The organism is Nocardiopsis sp. NPDC049922 (assembly GCF_040660275.1).
In the GTDB taxonomy this organism is placed as follows: domain Bacteria; phylum Actinomycetota; class Actinomycetes; order Streptosporangiales; family Streptosporangiaceae; genus Nocardiopsis.
Window position 1 is genome coordinate 18,048 of record NZ_JBFAME010000024.1, and the last position, 17,966, is coordinate 36,013.

10 protein-coding genes are annotated in these 17,966 nt (G+C 73.4%); 5 read left to right on the plus strand and 5 right to left on the minus strand.

What is annotated here, in order from left to right:
* Positions 1-356 precede the first annotated feature (356 nt).
* From AB0I72_RS26355 to AB0I72_RS26370, 4 genes are read left to right on the plus strand one after another with little or no spacing between them, the layout of a single operon-like run.
* Positions 357-3,431 carry a DUF6603 domain-containing protein gene (locus AB0I72_RS26355; protein WP_358573316.1) on the plus strand — a complete coding sequence of 1,025 codons (3,075 nt, stop codon included), beginning with the start codon at positions 357-359 and terminating at the stop codon, positions 3,429-3,431.
* A 20-nt stretch (positions 3,432-3,451) separates the two neighbouring features.
* Positions 3,452-5,674, plus strand: a complete 2,223-nt coding sequence (locus AB0I72_RS26360) for a hypothetical protein (RefSeq protein WP_358573318.1) — start codon at positions 3,452-3,454, stop codon at positions 5,672-5,674.
* Between the two features lie 26 nt (positions 5,675-5,700).
* The gene (locus AB0I72_RS26365) at positions 5,701-9,198 is read left to right on the plus strand and encodes a hypothetical protein (RefSeq protein WP_358573320.1); all 3,498 of its coding nucleotides are present in this window, start codon (positions 5,701-5,703) and stop codon (positions 9,196-9,198) included.
* Between the two features lie 32 nt (positions 9,199-9,230).
* A complete protein-coding gene (locus AB0I72_RS26370; RefSeq protein WP_358573322.1) occupies positions 9,231-10,937 on the plus strand; it encodes a hypothetical protein in 1,707 nt (568 codons plus the stop codon).
* Between the two features lie 238 nt (positions 10,938-11,175).
* Here the strand turns inward: AB0I72_RS26370 and AB0I72_RS26375 are convergent, their stop codons facing one another.
* From AB0I72_RS26375 to AB0I72_RS26395, 5 genes are all read right to left on the minus strand, one after another.
* Complete coding sequence (locus AB0I72_RS26375) at positions 11,176-11,568, minus strand: alpha-ketoglutarate-dependent dioxygenase AlkB (protein ID WP_358573324.1); 393 nt, start codon at positions 11,566-11,568, stop codon at positions 11,176-11,178.
* Between the two features lie 60 nt (positions 11,569-11,628).
* On the minus strand, positions 11,629-12,336 hold the full coding sequence (locus AB0I72_RS26380) for a gamma-glutamyl-gamma-aminobutyrate hydrolase family protein (RefSeq protein WP_358573326.1): 708 nt from the start codon (positions 12,334-12,336) through the stop codon (positions 11,629-11,631).
* Positions 12,337-12,373: 37 nt separating this feature from the next.
* On the minus strand, positions 12,374-13,138 hold the full coding sequence (locus AB0I72_RS26385) for a 3-oxoacyl-ACP reductase (RefSeq protein WP_358573328.1): 765 nt from the start codon (positions 13,136-13,138) through the stop codon (positions 12,374-12,376).
* 79 nt (positions 13,139-13,217) lie between these two features.
* Positions 13,218-14,594 (minus strand): aldehyde dehydrogenase family protein, encoded by a 1,377-nt coding sequence (locus tag AB0I72_RS26390; RefSeq protein WP_358573330.1) that lies wholly within the window; start codon positions 14,592-14,594, stop codon positions 13,218-13,220.
* Positions 14,595-14,643: 49 nt separating this feature from the next.
* Complete coding sequence (locus AB0I72_RS26395; RefSeq protein WP_358573332.1) at positions 14,644-16,017, minus strand: glutamine synthetase family protein; 1,374 nt, start codon at positions 16,015-16,017, stop codon at positions 14,644-14,646.
* 359 nt (positions 16,018-16,376) lie between these two features.
* Here AB0I72_RS26395 and eat point away from each other — a divergent pair, with 359 nt between their 5' ends.
* Positions 16,377-17,858, plus strand: a complete 1,482-nt coding sequence (gene eat / locus AB0I72_RS26400; RefSeq protein ID WP_358573334.1) for an ethanolamine permease — start codon at positions 16,377-16,379, stop codon at positions 17,856-17,858.
* Positions 17,859-17,966 lie beyond the last annotated feature (108 nt).

Below are 17,966 nucleotides of genomic sequence, written 5' to 3' on the forward strand. Positions count from 1 at the left end.
GGGAAGGTCAAGCAGACGCGGCGGGTGCGCCGCGTCGACCGCCCGTAGTCCACTCGCACCACCACGAGGCCCGCTGTCCGATCACACGCCGCTCCGTTCCGGTCGATCCCCAAGCAGCGTGGTGCCTGACAGAAATCGCGTGCAGACCCCGAGGACCGGACCTGCAAAGCGTCACGAACCGCATCACATGAGCTGCCGTGCGCCATGGGTCACCTGATTCTTCGATCTGAACTGGGTTGCTCAAAGTGACGGACGGGGAACACCCTGATGTCGCCGGGGCGCGCCCACGTGGGGGACGTCCCCCGCCGTGCCCCGATCGGCTCCACGTGTACACACCCGAGCCCTCGTGAGGTGCCATGTCCATCGCCGTCAGAGAACTGCGCGCCCTGCTCGACGACTCCAGCGGCCACGTGGACCTGCCCCGAGCCGCCTTCGAACTCGACGGACTGCCCCAACGCCTCACCGCCGTCCTCCCCGACCCCGACCTGCGGATCGACGACGCCCACGCCGACCCCGACCACCTCACCGTCACCGGCACGGCCGGCGGCAGGCACGTCCACGTGGCCTTCACCGCCGAGCACGACCACGTCACCGGCGCGGAGGTGGCCGTCGACCTCACGGACGAGGAGGTCCCCCCGCGTCTGGACACACTCGTCGGCGCCGGGTTCACCGAGCCCCGCCTCATCGTGGCCGCCGGGACGCTGACCCGCCACAGCCCCGAGCGGCACACGGTCGACCTGGACGTCACCGACGCCGACGGCCGGTCGCGGCGGCTCACACTGACCGCCCCGGCGCACGCCTCGGAGCCCTTCACCGCCGACCTCTCCGAACCCGTGGCACCGCACGCCGTCGCCTCCGCGCTCGGCCTGTCCGACGCCCCCGCGCTCCCCGAGTCCGCGCTCGACGGGTTCACCGCCCTGACCGCCCACCCCGGCCCCGACGGCGGCCTCGTCGTCACCGGCGACGGAACCCGGGGACGGGCGGCCCTGCTGCGCGCGGACGGCGACGCCGCCCGCCTCCTCGTGGCCGAGGGCGACGGTCACTGGCAGGTCCTGCACGCCGACCGCCCCCTCGACCCCGCCGCCCTGGCCCGGGCCGCCGCCCTCCTGACCGGGATCGAGGGCGCACCCCGTCCGCCCCTGGTCGACCTGGTCGGCGAGGGCAGCTGGCTGGCGCTGCCGGAGGGCCCGGGCGGCCTCCCCGAGACCCTGCCCCTGCGCGCCCGCGCACGGCGCGCCACCGACCCCCACCGCCGCGACGGCCTGGGCCGCCCCCTGCCCGAGGACGCCCCCGAACGCCGCTCCCGCGCCCGCCTGCGGGCCAACCGCGCCCGCCGACACGCGGTCGCTGGACGGGACGGATTCCTCATCGTCGACACGGCCGCGCGCGGCCCGGCCCGGCGGGGAACCGCCCGGACCGTCACCCCGCTCGGCTTCGGCCGACCGAAGATCTCCGACGGCATCGTCTCCGTCTCCTACACCAGGACGCCGCTGAAGGTCTCCGGCGCGCTGACCGTCCAGCCCGCCGAGTACCCGTACGAGGCGCTCTTCGGCGGGGCCGTGTCCGTGCGGGCCAAGACCCTGGTCGGCAGCGGCGCCGCGGCCTTCGTCCACCCGGAGAGCGGGACCGAGCCGTCCTTCTTCGCCTACGGGGCCGTCCAGTCCCGCAAGGCCATCGGACCGCCGCCGTTCCAGATCCGGGGGATCGCCGCCGGGATGGGGTGGAACAGCCGGATCCGCGTCCCCGACGACGTGTCGCGGGTCCCGAACTTCCCACTCGTCAGGGCGCTCAAGGACCCCGGGTCGATCGGCGGCGGGGGCGGGAACGCGCTCAGCGTCCTGAAGAACCTCACCGGCGGCGCCGACCCCTGGATCACCCCGTCCGAGGACGAGCTGTGGATCGCCGCCGGGCTGGCCTTCACCAGCTTCGAACTGCTCAAGGGCGAGGCGGTGATGGTCGTCCAGACCGGCTCCGACCTCACCCTGGCCCTGCTCGGTCGGGGCGGCATGGCCTTCCCGTCCGAACGGACGAAGAAGATCGCCGGGATCGACCTGGCCGTGAGCGCGGTGCTCAAACCGGATTCCGGTGAGCTGTCGATGAGCTCCCAGTTGACCCCCGACTCCTACGTCCTGGACCGCGACTGCAGGGTCACCGGCGGCAGCGCGCTCATGGTGTGGTTCGGCGACAACCCCGACGCGGGCGACTTCGTGTTCACCGTCGGCGGCTACCACAAGGAGTACGAGAGGAACCTGCCCGCCCACTACCCGCGCGTGCCCCGCCTGGGCCTGGAATGGGGCGTGGGCGGGACGGTCAGCATCACCGGCCAGACCTACTTCGCCGTCACCTCCGCCGCCGCCATGGCGGGCGGGCTGCTGGCCGTCCGCTTCCACGCCGGACCGGTCAAGGCGTGGCTGGACGCCTGGCTCGACGCCCTCGTCCGGTGGACGCCGTTCTACTTCGACGTCGGCATCGGCGTGTACATCGGCGTGCAGGCCAGCGTCAAGCTCCTGTTCGTCCGCGTCACCGTCACCGTCGAGGTCGGCGCCGACATCAGGGTGTGGGGGCCGCCCACCGGCGGCACGGCCAGGATCAAGCTCTGGTTCGTCTCCTTCACCATCGGCTTCGGGGCCGACCGCGACGGCGGCCCCCCGGCCGTGGACTGGCCGGGCTTTCGCGCCATGCTCCCGCCGCCGGAGAACACCGTGCGCGTCATCGCGGGCGACGGTCTCATGGTCGACGAGCACGACGACGGCGAGCGGACCCGCGACCGGGGCCCCGCCTGGCGGGTCTCGGCGGCCGGGTTCACCTTCCGCACCGATGCGGCCGTGCCGGTCCACGACCTGTACCTCGACGACGGCTCCACACCCGTCTACTCCGGCCCGAACCCGCGTATCCGCCCCATGGACCGCGACGGCCTGACCAGCGTGCACCGGGTGACCCTGACACGGGACTCCGACCCCGAACCCCTGGCCGTCTGGGAGCCCGCCGAGAGGCGCGGCGCGGTGCCCGCCTCCCTGTACGGCCCCGGGGACGGCTCCACCCTGCCCGCCCCCGGCGACCAGCTCCTGCACGACCGGCTCCTCGGTATCGAGCTGACCTCGCCGCCGGTCACCCACGGCACCACCACCGGCTCCATCTCCGAGGAGGCGCTGGCCTTCACCACGCTCGTCCCGGACGGGCCGCGGCCGCTGGACCCGGACGCGCCACCGGCCGGCCCCAGCCCCGTGCACGAGGACGGCGCCGTCGCGCGGATCCGGGACACGGTCGCCACCGCCACCCGGGACCGGCGCGACGCGCTCGCCGCCGCCCTGGCCGACCTCGGCGTCGACGTCGGCCCCGACCTCGGCGACCGCGACACCGACCTGCCCGGCTACGCCCGCGAGGCCGCCGTCGCCTTCACCCGCGAGCCGATGCTCGTCCCGGCCGCCTGAGGAAGAAAACAAGGACACCGATGACCGACAACGCCGTCGAGACCCGCACGCGGTTCTTCGACCACCGCATCCCCTCCCTGGCGGGCGGGATGTACGACATCACCGTCACCCAGGGCATCGACGAGATCGACACCGGCTCCGACCTGCCCCCGGCCGCCCAGCCCTTCGACGTGCGCACCCAGCGGTTCGTCCTCGGCGACGACGACGTCCGCGCCTGCTACCCGGTCCCGGGCACCGTCGGCGACTACAAGGAGCTGCTCGCGCACATCACCACCGAACTGCCCGCCCTGGCCTGGGCGCGCGTCCTGCCCGGCCAGGAGCGCGAGACCCCCTGGACCGCGCTTCTGGTCCTCCGCGAGGGCGAGCTGCCGAACGACCCCGACGCGCTGGGCCTGGTGGAGCCGCACACCGTCCGCGCCCTGCTCGACGGCTCGGCGGGCGGCATCCCGCCGGCCATCGACCCGGACACCGTCTTCGCCGACGAGTGGGACCTGGCCTGCGACACCGTGCTCGTCCCCGGGGACCTGCTGGCCGCCGTGCTGCCCCGCCCCGCCGAGGCCGCCCTGCTCGCGCACACCCGCGAGGGCGGACCGCCCGACGCCACCCACAGCCGTTTCGGCGACGAGGACGACCCGCCCCGCGAGGAGGAGCTGACCTCCGTGGTGGTCGCCAACCGGTTCCCCGCGCCCGAGGGCCGCCACGCCGTCCACCTCGTCTCGCTGGAGGGGCTGGAGGGCTACCTGGACGGCACCCCGCCCGACGGGGACGTGCGGGTGGTGTCGCTGTGGTCGTGGTCCTTCGAGTCCGAGGACCGCACCACACTGGGCTTCGGCGACGTCGCCCACGACCTGGCCACCGAGGGACTGCCCGAGGGGGAACGGCCCGACCTGCTGCTGCGGCTGCGCGTCCCGGACGGCTCCGGCTCCACCGACGCCCACCGCGATGCCCGGGAACGCCTGGCGGGCGGCGCCGTGCCGCTTCCCCACCGTCTGGAGTCCGGCGAACTCAGCTACGCGTTCTACCGGGGACCGCTCACCGCCGCCCCGGCCCAGCCGCTGCCCGACACGCTGCCGCCCCGGTTCGACTCCGCCACCTCCGCGCTCGTCTACCTCGCCGAGTACGGGATCTTCGACACCACCTACGCCGCCGCGTTCACCCTCGGCCGCACCCTGGCGCTGGCCGACGCCGAGTTCCGCCGCCACCTGCTCGCCTACCGGTCCGCCGCCCGATCGGCCGCCCGCCGACTGGTCGCGCATCCGGACGCGCTCGGCCGTTCCGCCGCCGCGACCGCCGCACTGCTGCGCCCCGGCGCGGCCCGCCGCTCCTTCGACCGGCTGCTCACCGCCGACGCGGGCGAGGCCATGGCCGGGGCGCTCACCGGGGCCGGGCCCGCCCTGCGCGACGGACGCCGACGCCCACGCGTGCGCAGCACACCGCCCCCGCGCCCGCGCACCGCCGACCTGTGCGCCCAGCTCGCCGAGGCCGAGGCGCGCACGGCGCTGGCCACCCTGCTCGACACCGAGCTCGCACCGGTCACCGCGTGGCTGGACCGGCTACGGCTGCTCGAACCGGTGCCGCTCTCCCACCTGGTCGCCTCCTTCAGCGACGAGGACGGCGAGGGCGCGCTGCCCCCGGAGAGCGTCCGCTTCGCCCACGTCGACCCCGGTTGGGTGCGCGCCGCCGTGGACGGGGCGCTCAGCGTCGGCGTCGGCCACCAGCTCGACGCCACACTCAACGAACTGGCGGCGGACGGCGCGGCGGTCCCCGCGTCGGCCGTGCTGATCCGCTCCGAACTCATCCCCCACTGGCCCGACACCCTCTACACCGCCCACGACGGAGCCGGCGACGTGGTCGAGCCGCTGCGCCGGGCCGACGTCGGCGAGGACATCGGCGTGTTCCTCTACCCGCGGCCGATCGAGGCGTTCGCCATCGCCGAGCCGCCGCAGGGCCTGCACTTCGGCGTCAGCAGCCGCGGCCAGCTCACCCTGCGCAACCTCGACCCCGACCAGGGGGACGTCGGCGCCGAACTGGGCCCCTTCCCCGAGGAGGCGCACGCCTTCGCCCGCTTCCTGCGCCACCCCTCCGACGCCGCGCTCGGCGCCGACGTCGTCGCCGTCACCGAGGGAGACGAACCGCTGGCGCCCGCCGTCGCCGCCGCACTGGGCCTGGCCGCCCTGACGCCCGCCCAGTTCGCCCTGGAGATGGTCAACGCCCCCGAACTCCAGCGCTTCACCCGCCCCTGATCTCGTAGGAAGACCGAGCGACAGCCATGACCGGACAGCAGACCATCCCGACCTCCGACACCCTGGTGGTGCCCGTCGAGGTCGCGGCCCTGGCCGTCAACGACGGCCTGCGCGTCGGCGGCGGGTTCTACCGCGCCGCGACCAACTACCGCTCCGTCCTGGACGGCAGCCGCGGCGCCGACCCCGACCCGTTCACCAACGACACCGACTGGGCGCACAAGCCCGAGGCCAACGGCGTCTACCTCCAGTGGCAGCTGCCCGAGGCGCTCACCCGGGGCCGCCAGGGACCCGACGGCGAGATCGGCGACTTCCCGCTCGTGCCCCAACGGTGGCTCGTGGTCCGCTACCGGTACGCCTCTCGGCGGGTGCGCGCCTGGATGGTGCACAGCGACTTCGTCGACGACTGGGACGGCACCGTCTCCTTCGTCGACCCCCACGCGCAGGAGCCCCGGGCGACCAAGATCGGCCGCAGGGTCGAGCTGGTCAAGGGCGCCCCGTGGAGCGAACCCGACGACGGCCGCGCGCCGTTCCTCACCGCGGTCGGCCCCGGCCTGCTCGCCTTCTCCGTCTACCAGCCCTTCAACGAGAACGTCTTCTCCCTCCACGACCCGCTGGAGGACGTCGAGGACGATGAGCGGCTCGGCTACCTCGTCGCGGGGTGGTACGCCGACCCGGGCAGCGACATCCTCGCCGACGACGGGACCGACTACGCCGCCCTGCTGGAGAGCCTGGAGTGGCGGGCGCCCTCCGGAGCGGGGGAGCGGCGGCGCTCCCTGTTCACCGGCACGGTCCTGGGGGTGGACTGGAAGCGCCTCGGCGTGATCGGGGACGACCCCATCCCCGACCGGTGCGACATCGCGGTCGCGGTCGGCAACAGCACCGCCGAGGCCGAGGGCGCGCTCCAGCGGCACGCCGACGGAGAGACGGCGATGAGCGCCGAGGACGCCGACCTGTTCCGCGCCTTCCTGCTCGACACCCTCGACGAGATGGACCGCCCCGAGGCGGACATCATCCTCCGACGCGCCGCCCACCGCTCCGGGTTCGGGCGCGGCCCCGGCGGCTACGTCTGGCAGGTGGTCGACCGCGCCGACGCCTCCGCCCCGCCGCCCGAGCCCGCCGACGCCCGCGCCCGCCGCCTCGCCACCGAGCACACCGTCGTCGGCGAGCTCAACCGGGTCCAGGCCGAGCACGACCGGCTCGAACGCGAGCTGGCCGCCGCCCGGGACCGCCTCTACCGGCTGTGGTACATGGACCGGCTGAACACCCACGAGGACAAGCCCGCCGAGTTCACCGACCACATCGCCGCCCAGCTGGACCCGGACGACCCCGACGGCGCCGCCGGGACCGTCGCCCGGCTGGCGGGAGAGCTCGCCGTGCTGCGCGCCGACGGCCTGCCCTGGGCGATGGAGCCCGACGACCTGGCGGCCTCGGCCCGCGCGTACGCCGACGCCCGGGGGATCGGCGAACACCGCACGCTGGTGCGGGTCCCCGACACCGAGTTCGACCACTCCGCCGACCCGGTCGTCCTGCTCCAGGGCGCGCGGCTGCACGCCCCGCTGGGACGTGACGCCTTCCTGCCCTGCCGCACCCCCGACCAGACGATCACCGAGGTTACCGACGGGGAGCGGACCACGGACGCGGCCGGTGTCCGTGACGAGGTCGCACAGATCGAGCTGACCGGCCTGCCCGCCGCCCTGGATCCGCTGGCCGCCGAGTTCCTCGTCCTCGAACGCGCCCGCGCCCGAGGGATGAGCCTGGCCGACCACGAGGGCACCCTGCCCGAGTACGGCACCGGCGACTGGACCCAGGCGTGGCAGCCGCTCGCCCTGCACTGGAGCGTCCGCTACTTCCACACCCCCTTCCAGGAGGACGGCCAGGACCGGTGGGAGTTCGACGCGGACACCCTGCGCTACCACTGGAAGGGCGGCGACCGCGAGTCCGGGTACCGCGAGATCACCGGAAAGCAGTACCTGATGCCCTCGGCCGGCGCCGACCTCAGCGGCCGGATCGGCGCCTACGCCAAGGACCGCGACGACCTCGACCCCGGCCTCGTCCGGGGGCTGCGCCGACGCGCCACCGAACTCGACGTGCTCTCCCAGCGGCTGGACGGCTTCTCCGCCCGCCTCGGCCAACGCCTGTCCGGAGGGCACGTCTGCGCGACCGGTGCGACGGGTGCCCTCATCGGCGACGGCCAGCGGCTCGCCCCCGACCCGGGCGACCTCCCCGGCCGCTTCGACCCCTGGCCGGACTCGGAGTTCGTGGACCTGCGTGCCGGGCAGATCCTCTTCTCCAGCCTCACCGTCGTCGACCGGTTCGGCCGGGCCGTGCGCCTGGTGCCCGACGACGACCCCGCCCACTTCATGCCGGACGCGGTGCCCGACGCGATGGTGCCCGAGCACCCGGTGGGCGAATTCGGCGCCGACCGGTACGTGGAACTCGGCCCGCGCCTGCTCCAACCCGCCCGGCTGCACTTCGACCTGCTCATCCCCGGCAGCGACGACCCGGTCGCCTACGACCCGTCCCGGAACCCCGTGTGCGGGTGGCTGCTGCACAACCGTCTGGACGCCTCGCTCGCCTGCTACGCGCCCGAGGGTGAGGCGCTGGGCGAGCTGCGCACGGTCCTCGACCCCGACTCCGGGAACCAGGTGGTGGCCTGGCGGCGGCTTCCTGGTTCCGACCTGCACACCCTCGACGACCTGCGCGAGGCCCACCCCTACCTGCACCACGTGCTGGAGCCCGTGGTTCGCAAGGGACCGGACACCCTGACCGCGCTGCTGGCGACCGTGGACGAGGCCCTGGCCGGGATCGACCCGGGTGGCGCCGAACCGGGCGGGGCCGGGTTCTTCCTCGGCCGCCCCCTCGCCCTGGTGCGCGCCCGGCTGGACATGCAGCTGGAGGGGCCGCCCAGGGCCGACACGGGGTGGCGGGAGGCCATCGGCCCGCCCGCGCCCGCCACCACCGGCTACCGGTGGATCGTCAGGCTCGGCGAGGCTCGGCAGACCGACGACGGGTTGGTCGGCTACGCGCTCGACCAGGACTACGAGCACCTGGAGACGGTGGTGCCGCCCGAGGGGCCCGCGAACGACTACCTGCGCCCCATCGGCAACGGTGACCGCCTGCGCCTGCGCCTGGACCACGAGGACTCGGCCGAGGTGATGCTGCTGCTCGACCCCCGCGCCCCCGTGCACGCCGTCAGCGACGTGCTGCCGGTCGGGAAGCTGCGGGTGCCGGAGCGGTTCGTCTCGCCCGCGCTGGAGCACATGTCGGTGTCGTTCCGCACCGGACCCGTGCTGGCGGCGACCCGCACCCGGCAGGTCGAGGGCGAGCGGGTGACGTCGGTGGTGATGCCCCGACCGGCGACGGTCACCGGCCGGTGGTCGTGGACCGAACCCGTCGGCGAGGGGTGGGAGACGCACGCCGTCGACACACCCGACCCCGCCCGGCCGCCCGTGGCGCCACCGCACCTGCGGTCCGGGTTCCTGGTCCTGGACGACGCCGCCGCGGCCCACGGCACCGGCCGATAGCGAGAGCCCGACCACGGAAGGAAACGGACAGCATGCCCATCATCAACACCGTGCGTACCGGCCCGGAGGACTCCGCCGGACTGGAGTACACGCTGTACACGACACCCCACCCGATCCGGGTGTCGCCCGAGGGGGCTGAGGAGGGCGACGGTTCCGAGCTCGATCCCGAACGCGCCCGGTTGGTGTTCGTGGCCTCCAACAACGGCCGCGACACGTTGAGGCTGACGGAGCTGTCGGTGGAGATCCCCACCGGGGAACTGGCCGCGCAACTGGCGCTGTCGTTGGAGCGGGTCGAGGCGAGCATCAGCCTGGACGGCTGGACCTGGTCCAGGAACGGCGAACGGATCGAGTTCACCACCACCGACCCCTACGCGGAGCTCGCTCCGGGGCAGGGGCTGACCTTCCAGGTCTCCGACATCCCGGTCAACCGCGAGGTGGGAGCGGTGGAACTGCGGGTCCGCGCGGACTTCGAGCAGAGCGGCTCCCAGACCGTCAGCATCTTCACCGGGAAGTTCCCGCAGGACTTCTACCTGGACCACTTCGCCGCCGACACCTACGAGATCGACAACGGGGGGACGGTGGTCCTGACCTGGAAGCGCTCGGAGGGGGTCACGACCACCCTGGTGCACGGCGGCAACGACCCCGAGGACGTCTCCCACCTGGAGCGCAAGGTCGTCGGGGACGTCCGGCAGACCACGACGTTCTACCTGATCGGCAGGGTCGGGGACGTGGAGATCATGCGGTCGGTGCTGGTCACCGTGCTCAACCCGGACATGGTGGTCAACACACTCACCGTCAACAGCACGCTGGAGGCCAGGGGGGACGTGTCCGTCGCACCGGACAGGACACTGACGGTGGCCACCATCGCGGGCAACGGCGGCGGCATCGAGGTGCGCGATGCCCTCACCCAGACCGGCGGCGGCATCGTCACCGGCCCGGACGGGATCGAGGTCAACGGCGGGCTGACCGCGAACGGGGATGTCACGGTCGCGTCGGACAGGCGGCTGTCGGTGGCGCGGATCGGCGGCAACGGAGGCGGGGTCGCGGTGGAGAACACGCTCACGCAGACCTACGGATCGATCAGGACCGGCACGGGCGGCCTGGAGGTCAACGGCGAGCTGGTCGCGAAGAAGGACGTCTGCGTCGACGGCACGTTCAGCGTCGGAGACTTCCTCACGGCCGATCCCGACAATGATTCCTCCGGCACCGCTCCCGGCCGGTTCCAGGCGGGCGACCTGGTCGCACGGCCGGGGGACGTCAGTGTCACCGGACCCGTCTCCCTCTTCAAGGGCCGACACCAGTACGGCTGGGATCAGGGGGGTACGCCCACGTCGGGCAGCCCCTTCAAGGCGAACGCGCCCACCGACGGCATCCTCACCGTCCAGACCAACATGTACGACAACACGAGCAACAACGACGCACAGGGGAACAAGACGAGCCTGCGCGTCGTGGTCGGCGGACACACCTACCGGTGCGAGGAGCCGATCCTGCGTCAGACGGGATCCGGCGGACGAAGGAACACCAAGGCCATCGCGGTACGCAGGGGGCAGGAGATCCAGGTGTACAACGTCGTGGAAGGCAATGTCTTCCATTCCAAGGTCGCCGCCTACATGTGGTGGTTCCCCATGGGCACGAACGCCGGACTGGACGTCACCCAGTGGGCGGGAGCCGCGGTCAGCGAGGTCGACTCGGAGCCGGTGGCGGAGGAGAGCGGCGTCGAGGTGCCCGAGCCGAGGTAGTCGCGCCCACGTGTGCGTGGGCCCCGCCGGGGCCGACGGGGCCCACGGCGTCAGAGCGTGGCGGCACCGGGGAAGGGGTCCCACCCGGCCGCGGGGAAGGGGATGCGGCCGTGGCCGGGGTGCTCGGGGTCCCGGACGGCCGCGCCGCAGGGGAGTGAGCCGACCTCCACGCGCTCCCGGTCCTGGCGGACACCCTCACCCCGGAACGGAGAACGCGACTCCAGGTCCGGGCGCGGTGCTACGGATGCGCGGGCAGGACCGTACGGAACGTCACCGAGACACGGCGTCCACGGGGAACCCGACCGGCCGGACCGGGGTCGCTCTTGCGCGCGGCGATGGCATGGCGCCAGGTGTACCGGGCCGGGCCGGTCATGACCAGCAGACTGCCCGGCGCCAGCGGCACCGCCAGCTTCGTGCCGTCGTCGGGGTCGATGAAGTCCATGAGGCAGGCGGAACCCAGGGACACCGCGGCGACGACCGGACCGAAACACGGCACGCAGTCGACGTGGGCGCTGATCCCCTGCCCGGGCAGGTACTCGTTGACGATGACCTGATCGGCCTCCCGGTCCGTGAACTCCTCGCCCGCCAGCCGGGCGGCCAGTTCCCGCGCCCACACCGGAAGCGGCGGCACGGTACCCACCGCCGAGGACACTTCCGGGGCCGCGCGACGTCCTCCCGTTCCGGACGGGGCTCACCCCCGGTCGACGCCGGACGCCCGTTCCGCCAGCCAGCGGAACAGCGACGGATCCTCGCCCATCTCCGGATGCCACTGCACCCCGATGACGTTGAACCGGTCGGTGTACTCGATCGCCTCGACCGTCCCGTCGTCCGCCCACGCCGTGGCGGTGACGTCCTCGCCCAGCTCCGCCAGCGACTGGTGGTGGTAGGTCGGCACCTCCAGCTCCGTGCGCCCCAGGACGTCGGCGGTCCGGGAGAACTCGGCCACGGTCACCGGGTGGGTGCCGAACACCCCCGCCTTCTCCCGGTGCCCGTGGTGCCCCACCAGGTCGGGCAGGTGCTGGTTGAGCGTGCCGCCGCGCACCACGTTGAGCATCTGCATGCCCCGGCACACCCCCAGCACCGGCAGCCCCCGGGCCAGCGCCGCCTCCAGCAGGTCGATCTCGGCGGTGTCCCGCGCGCCCCGCACCCCGGCGGTGCGGGCGTCGGTCGGCGCCCCGTACCGGCCCGGGTCGATGTCGCCGCCGCCCGCCAGGAGGAGGCCGTCGAGCCGTTCCACGGCCCCCTCCACCCCGGACACGGGCGGCAGCAGCACCGGCACGCCGCCCGCGTCCGCGACCTGGTCGGCGTAGGCCCGGGGCAGCAGGACGGCGGGCAGGTCCCACGCCTCACCCCACCGGGCCTGTTCGGCGTAGGCGGAGATCCCGATGACGGGGCGCATCGGCCCCCCTTTCTCGTGCGGTCGGCCCCTACATGCCCTACAGCGGGGTGACGTACGCCCCCGAGATCCCGCCGTCCACCAGGAAGTTGGACGCGGTGATGAACGAGGCGTCGTCGCTGGCCAGGAAGGCCACGGCGGCGGCGATCTCGGTCACCTCGGCGAACCGGCCCAGCGGCACGTGCACCAGGCGGCGCTGCGCGCGCTCGGGGTCCTTGGCGAACAGCTCCTGGAGCAGCGGCGTGTTCACCGGTCCGGGCGACAGGGCGTTGACCCGGATGCCCTCGCGCGCGAACTGCACGCCCAGCTCCCGGCTGAGCGCCAGCACCCCGCCCTTGCTCGCGGTGTAGGAGATCTGCGAGGTGGCCGCGCCCATCGTCGCCACGAACGACGCCGTGTTCACGATCGCCCCGCGCCCCTGCTCGCGCATGTGCGGCAGCGCGTACTTGCAGCACAGGTACACCGAGGTCAGGTTGACCTCCTGCACCCGGCGCCAGGCGTCGATCCCGGTGGTGAGGATCGAGTCGTCGTCGGGCGGCGAGATCCCCGCGTTGTTGAACGCCACGTCCACGCTCCCGTAGGCGGAGCGCGCGGTCGCGAACGCCTCGCGCACCTGGTCCTCGTCGGTCACGTCCGCGCGGACGAACAGCCCGTCGGTGTCCTGGGCGACCCGCTTCCCGCCGTCCTCGTCCACGTCGACCGCGACGATCCGAGCGCCCTCCTGCGCCAGCCGCAGCGCGGTGGCCCTGCCGATCCCGCTGCCCGCGCCCGTGATCACGGCCACGCGCCCGTCGAACCGCTGCATGCCTCGTTCCCCCCTCGGGTGATGTCCCTGCCTGGCCCCGGCGCGGTCGCGCGCCGGGCGTCCTGATGTCGCCGTGTCCTCAGGTGTCGTCGGAGACGAACACGGTCTTGGTCTCGGTGAACGCCTCCAGGGCGTCCGGGCCCAGCTCGCGCCCGATCCCGGAGTGCCCCATCCCGCCGAACGGCGTCCAGTACCGCACCGCCGAGTGGGAGTTCACCGACAGGTTCCCGGCCCGCACCGCGCGCGCCACGCGCAGCGCCCGGCCGACGTCGCGCGTCCACACCGACCCGGCCAGCCCGTACTCGGTGTCGTTGGCCAGGGCGACCGCCTCGGCCTCGTCCTCGAACGGCACGACGCACATCACCGGGCCGAACACCTCCTCGCGCAGCACGCGGGCGTCCCGGTCGGTGGGGGTGAGCACGGTGGGCGGGAACCAGAACCCGGGTCCGTCCGGAGCCGTTCCCCGGAACGCCACCGGCGCCCCGTCGGGCACGAAGGAGGCGACCCGGTCGCGCTGGGCCGCCGAGATCAGCGGCCCCATCGCCGTCGCCGGGTCGGACGGGTCGCCCACGGCGATCCCGGTGACGGCGGGCTCCAGCAGTTCCAGGAACCGGTCGAACACCGACCTCTGCACCAGCACCCGCGAGCGCGCGCAGCAGTCCTGGCCCGCGTTGTCGAACGCACCGCCGGGCGCCCCGGCCGCCGCCCTCTCCAGGTCGGCGTCGGCGAAGACGACGTTGGCGCTCTTGCCGCCCAGCTCCAGCGTGACCCTGGTGAAGTCGTCCGCGGCGGCGGCCATGATCCGGCGGCCCACGGCCGTCGACCCCGTGAACACGATCTTGTCGACCCCCGGGTGCCGCACCAGGCGCTCACCCGCGACCGGACCGGTGCCGGGCAGCACCTGGAACACGCCCTCGGGCAGCCCCGCCTCCAGCGCGAGTTCGGCGATCCGCAGCGCCGTGAGCGGCGTCAGCTCCGACGGCTTGACCACGACGGTGTTCCCGGCCGCGAGCGCGGGGGCGGCGCCCCACGACAGCACCGGCATCGGGAAGTTCCACGGCACGATCACCCCGACCACGCCCAGCGGCTCGGCGAAGGTCACGCTCCACCCGCCCGGCACGGGGATCTGCCGTCCGGTCGCCCGTTCGGGGGCGGCGGCGAAGTACTCGAACACGTCGCGTGCGTTGCCCGCCTCCCACCGCGCCTGCTCGACGGGGTGCCCGGCGTTGCGGACCTCCGTCCGTGCCAGCTCCTCGCGGTGCTCGTCGATCCTCGCGGCGACCGCGCGCAGCAGCCGGGCCCGGTCGCCCGGGGCCGTCGCCCGCCAGGCGGGGGCGGCGGCGCGGGCGCGCTCGACGGCCGCGTCGACCTCCTTCTCCCCGGCCAGCGGGACCTCGGCGATCACCGCCTCGGTGGCGGGGTCGACCACCCGCTGGACGGTCGGTTCGTCGGGCATCGTGCTCCTCCGTGGTGTCGGGCGCCTGGTCAGTGGGTACGGGCCGCGGTCACAGCCGCTCGAAGCCCCGGTACATCTCCCAGTCGGTGACGGCCGCGTCGAAGGCGGCCAGCTCCACCCGGGCGTAGTTGGCGTAGTGCTCGACGACCTCGTCGCCGAACACCTCGCGGGCCAGCGCGCTGTCCTCCCACGCGGCCAGCGCGTCGCGCATCGTGGCGGGCACGGTCGGCAGACCGGAGGCGTAGGCGTTGCCCTCGAAGGGCTCGCCCGGCTCCAGCCCCTTGTCGATCCCGTGCAGCCCGGCCGCGATGAGCGCCGCGTTGGCCAGGTAGGGGTTGACGTCCCCACCCGGAACCCGGTTCTCCACGCGCAGCGAGGGCCCGTGCCCGACCAGCCGCAGCGCGCACGTGCGGTTGTCGCGGCCCCACGCGACGGCGGTCGGCGCGAAGCTGCCCGGCACGTACCGCTTGTAGGAGTTGATGTTGGGCGCCAGCAGCAGCGTGAACTCGCGCAGCGCCGCCATCTGCCCGGCCAGGAAGTGCCGCCCGGTCGCCGACAGGCCCCCGCCCTCGGCCAGGACCGGGGCGCCGTCCTCCCCGCGCAGGGAGATGTGGATGTGGCAGGAGTTGCCCTCGCGCTGGTTGGGCTTGGCCATGAAGGTGATCGACATGCCCTCCTGGGCGGCGATCTCCTTGGCGGCGTTCTTGTACACGGCGTGGTTGTCGCACGTGCGCACGGCCTCGTCGAAGCGGAAGGCGATCTCGTGCTGGCCCAGGTTGCACTCGCCCTTGGCCGACTCCGCGTACAGTCCCGCCGCGCCCAGCTCGCACCGGATCCGGCGCAGCAGCGGTTCGACCCGGGCGCCGCCGAGCACGGAGTAGTCGACGTTGTACCGGTTGGCCGGGGTGAGGTCGCGGTAGCCCCGGTCCCACGCCTGCTCGTAGCTGTCGCGGTAGACGACGAACTCCAGCTCCGTGCCGACCATCGCCCGCCACCCGCGCTCGGCGAGCCGCTCGGTCTGGCGGCGGAGGATCTGCCGGGGCGAGGCCGGGACCGGTGTGCCGTCGTGCCAGGTCAGATCGGCCTGGACCATGACGGCGCCCTCCGCCCAGGGCGTGCGCCGCAGGGTGGACAGGTCCGGGGCCATGACGAAGTCGCCGTAGCCGGTGTCCCAGGAGGACATCGCGTACCCGTCGACGGTGTTCATGTCCACGTCCACGGCGAGCAGGTACCCGCAGCCCTCGGTGCCGTGACCCACCACCTCCTCCAGGAAGAAGCGCGCGGAGAGCCGTTTGCCCTGGAGGCGGCCCTGCATGTCGGTGAAGGCCACCAGGACGGTGTCCACGGCGCCGGAGGCGGCGTCGCGGCGCAGGTCGTCGAGGGTCAGCGGTGGGTCGGAGGCGACCGGGGGGATCTGTGGCACGGGGGTCTCCTTGCTCGCGTCGCGGTCCGGCGTGCGGGGCGCCGTCCGGGATCGCGGCTCTGGGACGGGCGTCCCGAACGGATGTTTGGTTCAGGAGCAGACCAATGAGCTGAATGGAACCAGGAGCGCGCGGCGGTGTCAATGGGCGCGCGGTCAGAAACACCGCTGTGACCTGGTGGAAACGGAGCGCTTACGGCGATTCGGGATGGTTCGCCGCGAATCCCCGTACCCCCCTTGACAGGCCCGAACGCGGCAGCGCATGATCTCGACTCACAAAAAGGACCGACCATAGACCTTTGTCCCCCGGGTCTGGTCGGGGGCGACCGGTGGGGCTGGTTGACCGAGCAGAGGAAACGCCCATGGCAGACGCCGACCACACGAGCTCCCAGGGACCGGCCGACGGCCGTGTCCACGTCCAGGGAGCGGACTACTCCCTGGCCAGCGACGACTACCTCCGCAGACGACAGCTCAGGAAGGGCGCGGCGGGCTGGGTCCTGCTCGCCGGACTGGGCGTCGCCTACGTCATCTCCGGCGACTTCGCCGGATGGAACTTCGGCCTGGCCGAGGGCGGTTGGGGCGGACTGCTCATCGCCACCCTCCTCATGGGCACGATGTACCTGTGCATGGTGTTCGGCCTGGCCGAACTCGCCTCCGCCCTGCCCACCGCCGGAGCGGGCTACGGCTTCGCCCGGCGCGCCCTGGGCCCCCTCGGCGGGTTCGCCACCGGCACCGCCATCCTCATCGAGTACGCCATCGCCCCCGCCGCGATCGCCGTGTTCATCGGCGGGTACGTCGAGGCGCTCGGACTGTTCGGCATCACCAACGCCTGGCCGGTCTACCTGGTCTGCTACCTGCTGTTCGTGGGCGTGCACGTGTGGGGCGTCGGTGAGGCGCTGCGGCTGATGTTCGTCATCACCGGGGTCGCCGTCGTCGCCCTCGTGGTGTTCGCGGTGGGCATGGCGCCCCGGTTCGAGGCGGCCAACCTCTTCGACATCGCGCCCACGGACGCGGTCGGGGCCAGCGCCTTCCTGCCCTACGGGTACGCCGGGATCCTCGGCGCGTTCGTCTTCGGCATCTGGTTCTTCCTGGCGGTCGAGGGCGTCCCGCTCGCCGCCGAGGAGGCCCGCGAGCCCAAGCGCGACATGCCCCGGGGCATCATCGCCGCGATGTCCGTGCTCCTGGTGACCGCCGCGCTCATGCTGGTGCTGGCCCCCGGCGGCGCGGGGTCGGCGGTGCTCGCCGAGTCCGGCAACCCGCTGCCGGAGGCGCTGCGGGAGGCCTACGGCGGCGACACCGTCCTGGCGGACTTCGTCAACTACGTCGGCCTGGCCGGGCTGGTCGCGTCGTTCTTCTCGATCATCTACGCCTACTCCCGGCAGCTGTTCGCGCTCTCCCGGGCGGGCTACCTGCCCCGCTTCCTGTCGGTGACGGGCGGGCGCCGCACCCCCTACGCGGCCCTCATCGTCCCTGGCACCATCGGCTTCGTCCTCGCGGCCACGGTCGCCAACGGAGACCTGCTCATCAACATCGCCGTGTTCGGGGCGGCGGTGTCGTACGTGCTCATGATGGTCGCGCACATCGTGCTGCGCCGCCGCGAGCCGGACCTGCCGCGCCCCTACCGGACCCCGGGCGGCACCGTCACCACCGGGATCGCCCTGGTCCTGGCGGTGTGCGCGGTGGTGGCGACGTTCTTCGTCGACATGGTGGGCGCGGCCATCACCGCCGCGATCCTGCTCGCCTTTCTCGCCTACTTCTGGTTCTACTCGCGGCACCGGCTGGTGGCCAACGCGCCGGAGGAGGAGTTCGCGCTGATCGAGGAGGCGGAGTCCGAACTCAAGTAGCCGCCTGAGACGGGGGAGACGGGTAGGGCCGCCGTGCCGGGACGGGTCAACCCCAGGCCGTGCTGGCTCGTGCCCGGACGGGCGGCCATGCCCGGCAGCATCTCCCGG

Excerpts from the sequence above, each read along its gene's own strand:
- AB0I72_RS26385 (WP_358573328.1), bottom strand. The coding sequence starts at position 13,138 with ATGCAGCGGTTCGACGGGCGCGTGGCCGTGATCACGGGCGCGGGCAGC.
- AB0I72_RS26355 (WP_358573316.1), top strand. The coding sequence starts at position 357 with ATGTCCATCGCCGTCAGAGAACTGCGCGCCCTGCTCGACGACTCCAGC.
- AB0I72_RS26365 (WP_358573320.1), top strand. The coding sequence starts at position 5,701 with ATGACCGGACAGCAGACCATCCCGACCTCCGACACCCTGGTGGTGCCC.
- eat (WP_358573334.1), top strand. The coding sequence starts at position 16,377 with ATGGCAGACGCCGACCACACGAGCTCCCAGGGACCGGCCGACGGCCGT.
- AB0I72_RS26390 (WP_358573330.1), bottom strand. The coding sequence starts at position 14,594 with ATGCCCGACGAACCGACCGTCCAGCGGGTGGTCGACCCCGCCACCGAG.
- AB0I72_RS26370 (WP_358573322.1), top strand. The coding sequence starts at position 9,231 with ATGCCCATCATCAACACCGTGCGTACCGGCCCGGAGGACTCCGCCGGA.
- AB0I72_RS26360 (WP_358573318.1), top strand. The coding sequence starts at position 3,452 with ATGACCGACAACGCCGTCGAGACCCGCACGCGGTTCTTCGACCACCGC.
- AB0I72_RS26380 (WP_358573326.1), bottom strand. The coding sequence starts at position 12,336 with ATGCGCCCCGTCATCGGGATCTCCGCCTACGCCGAACAGGCCCGGTGG.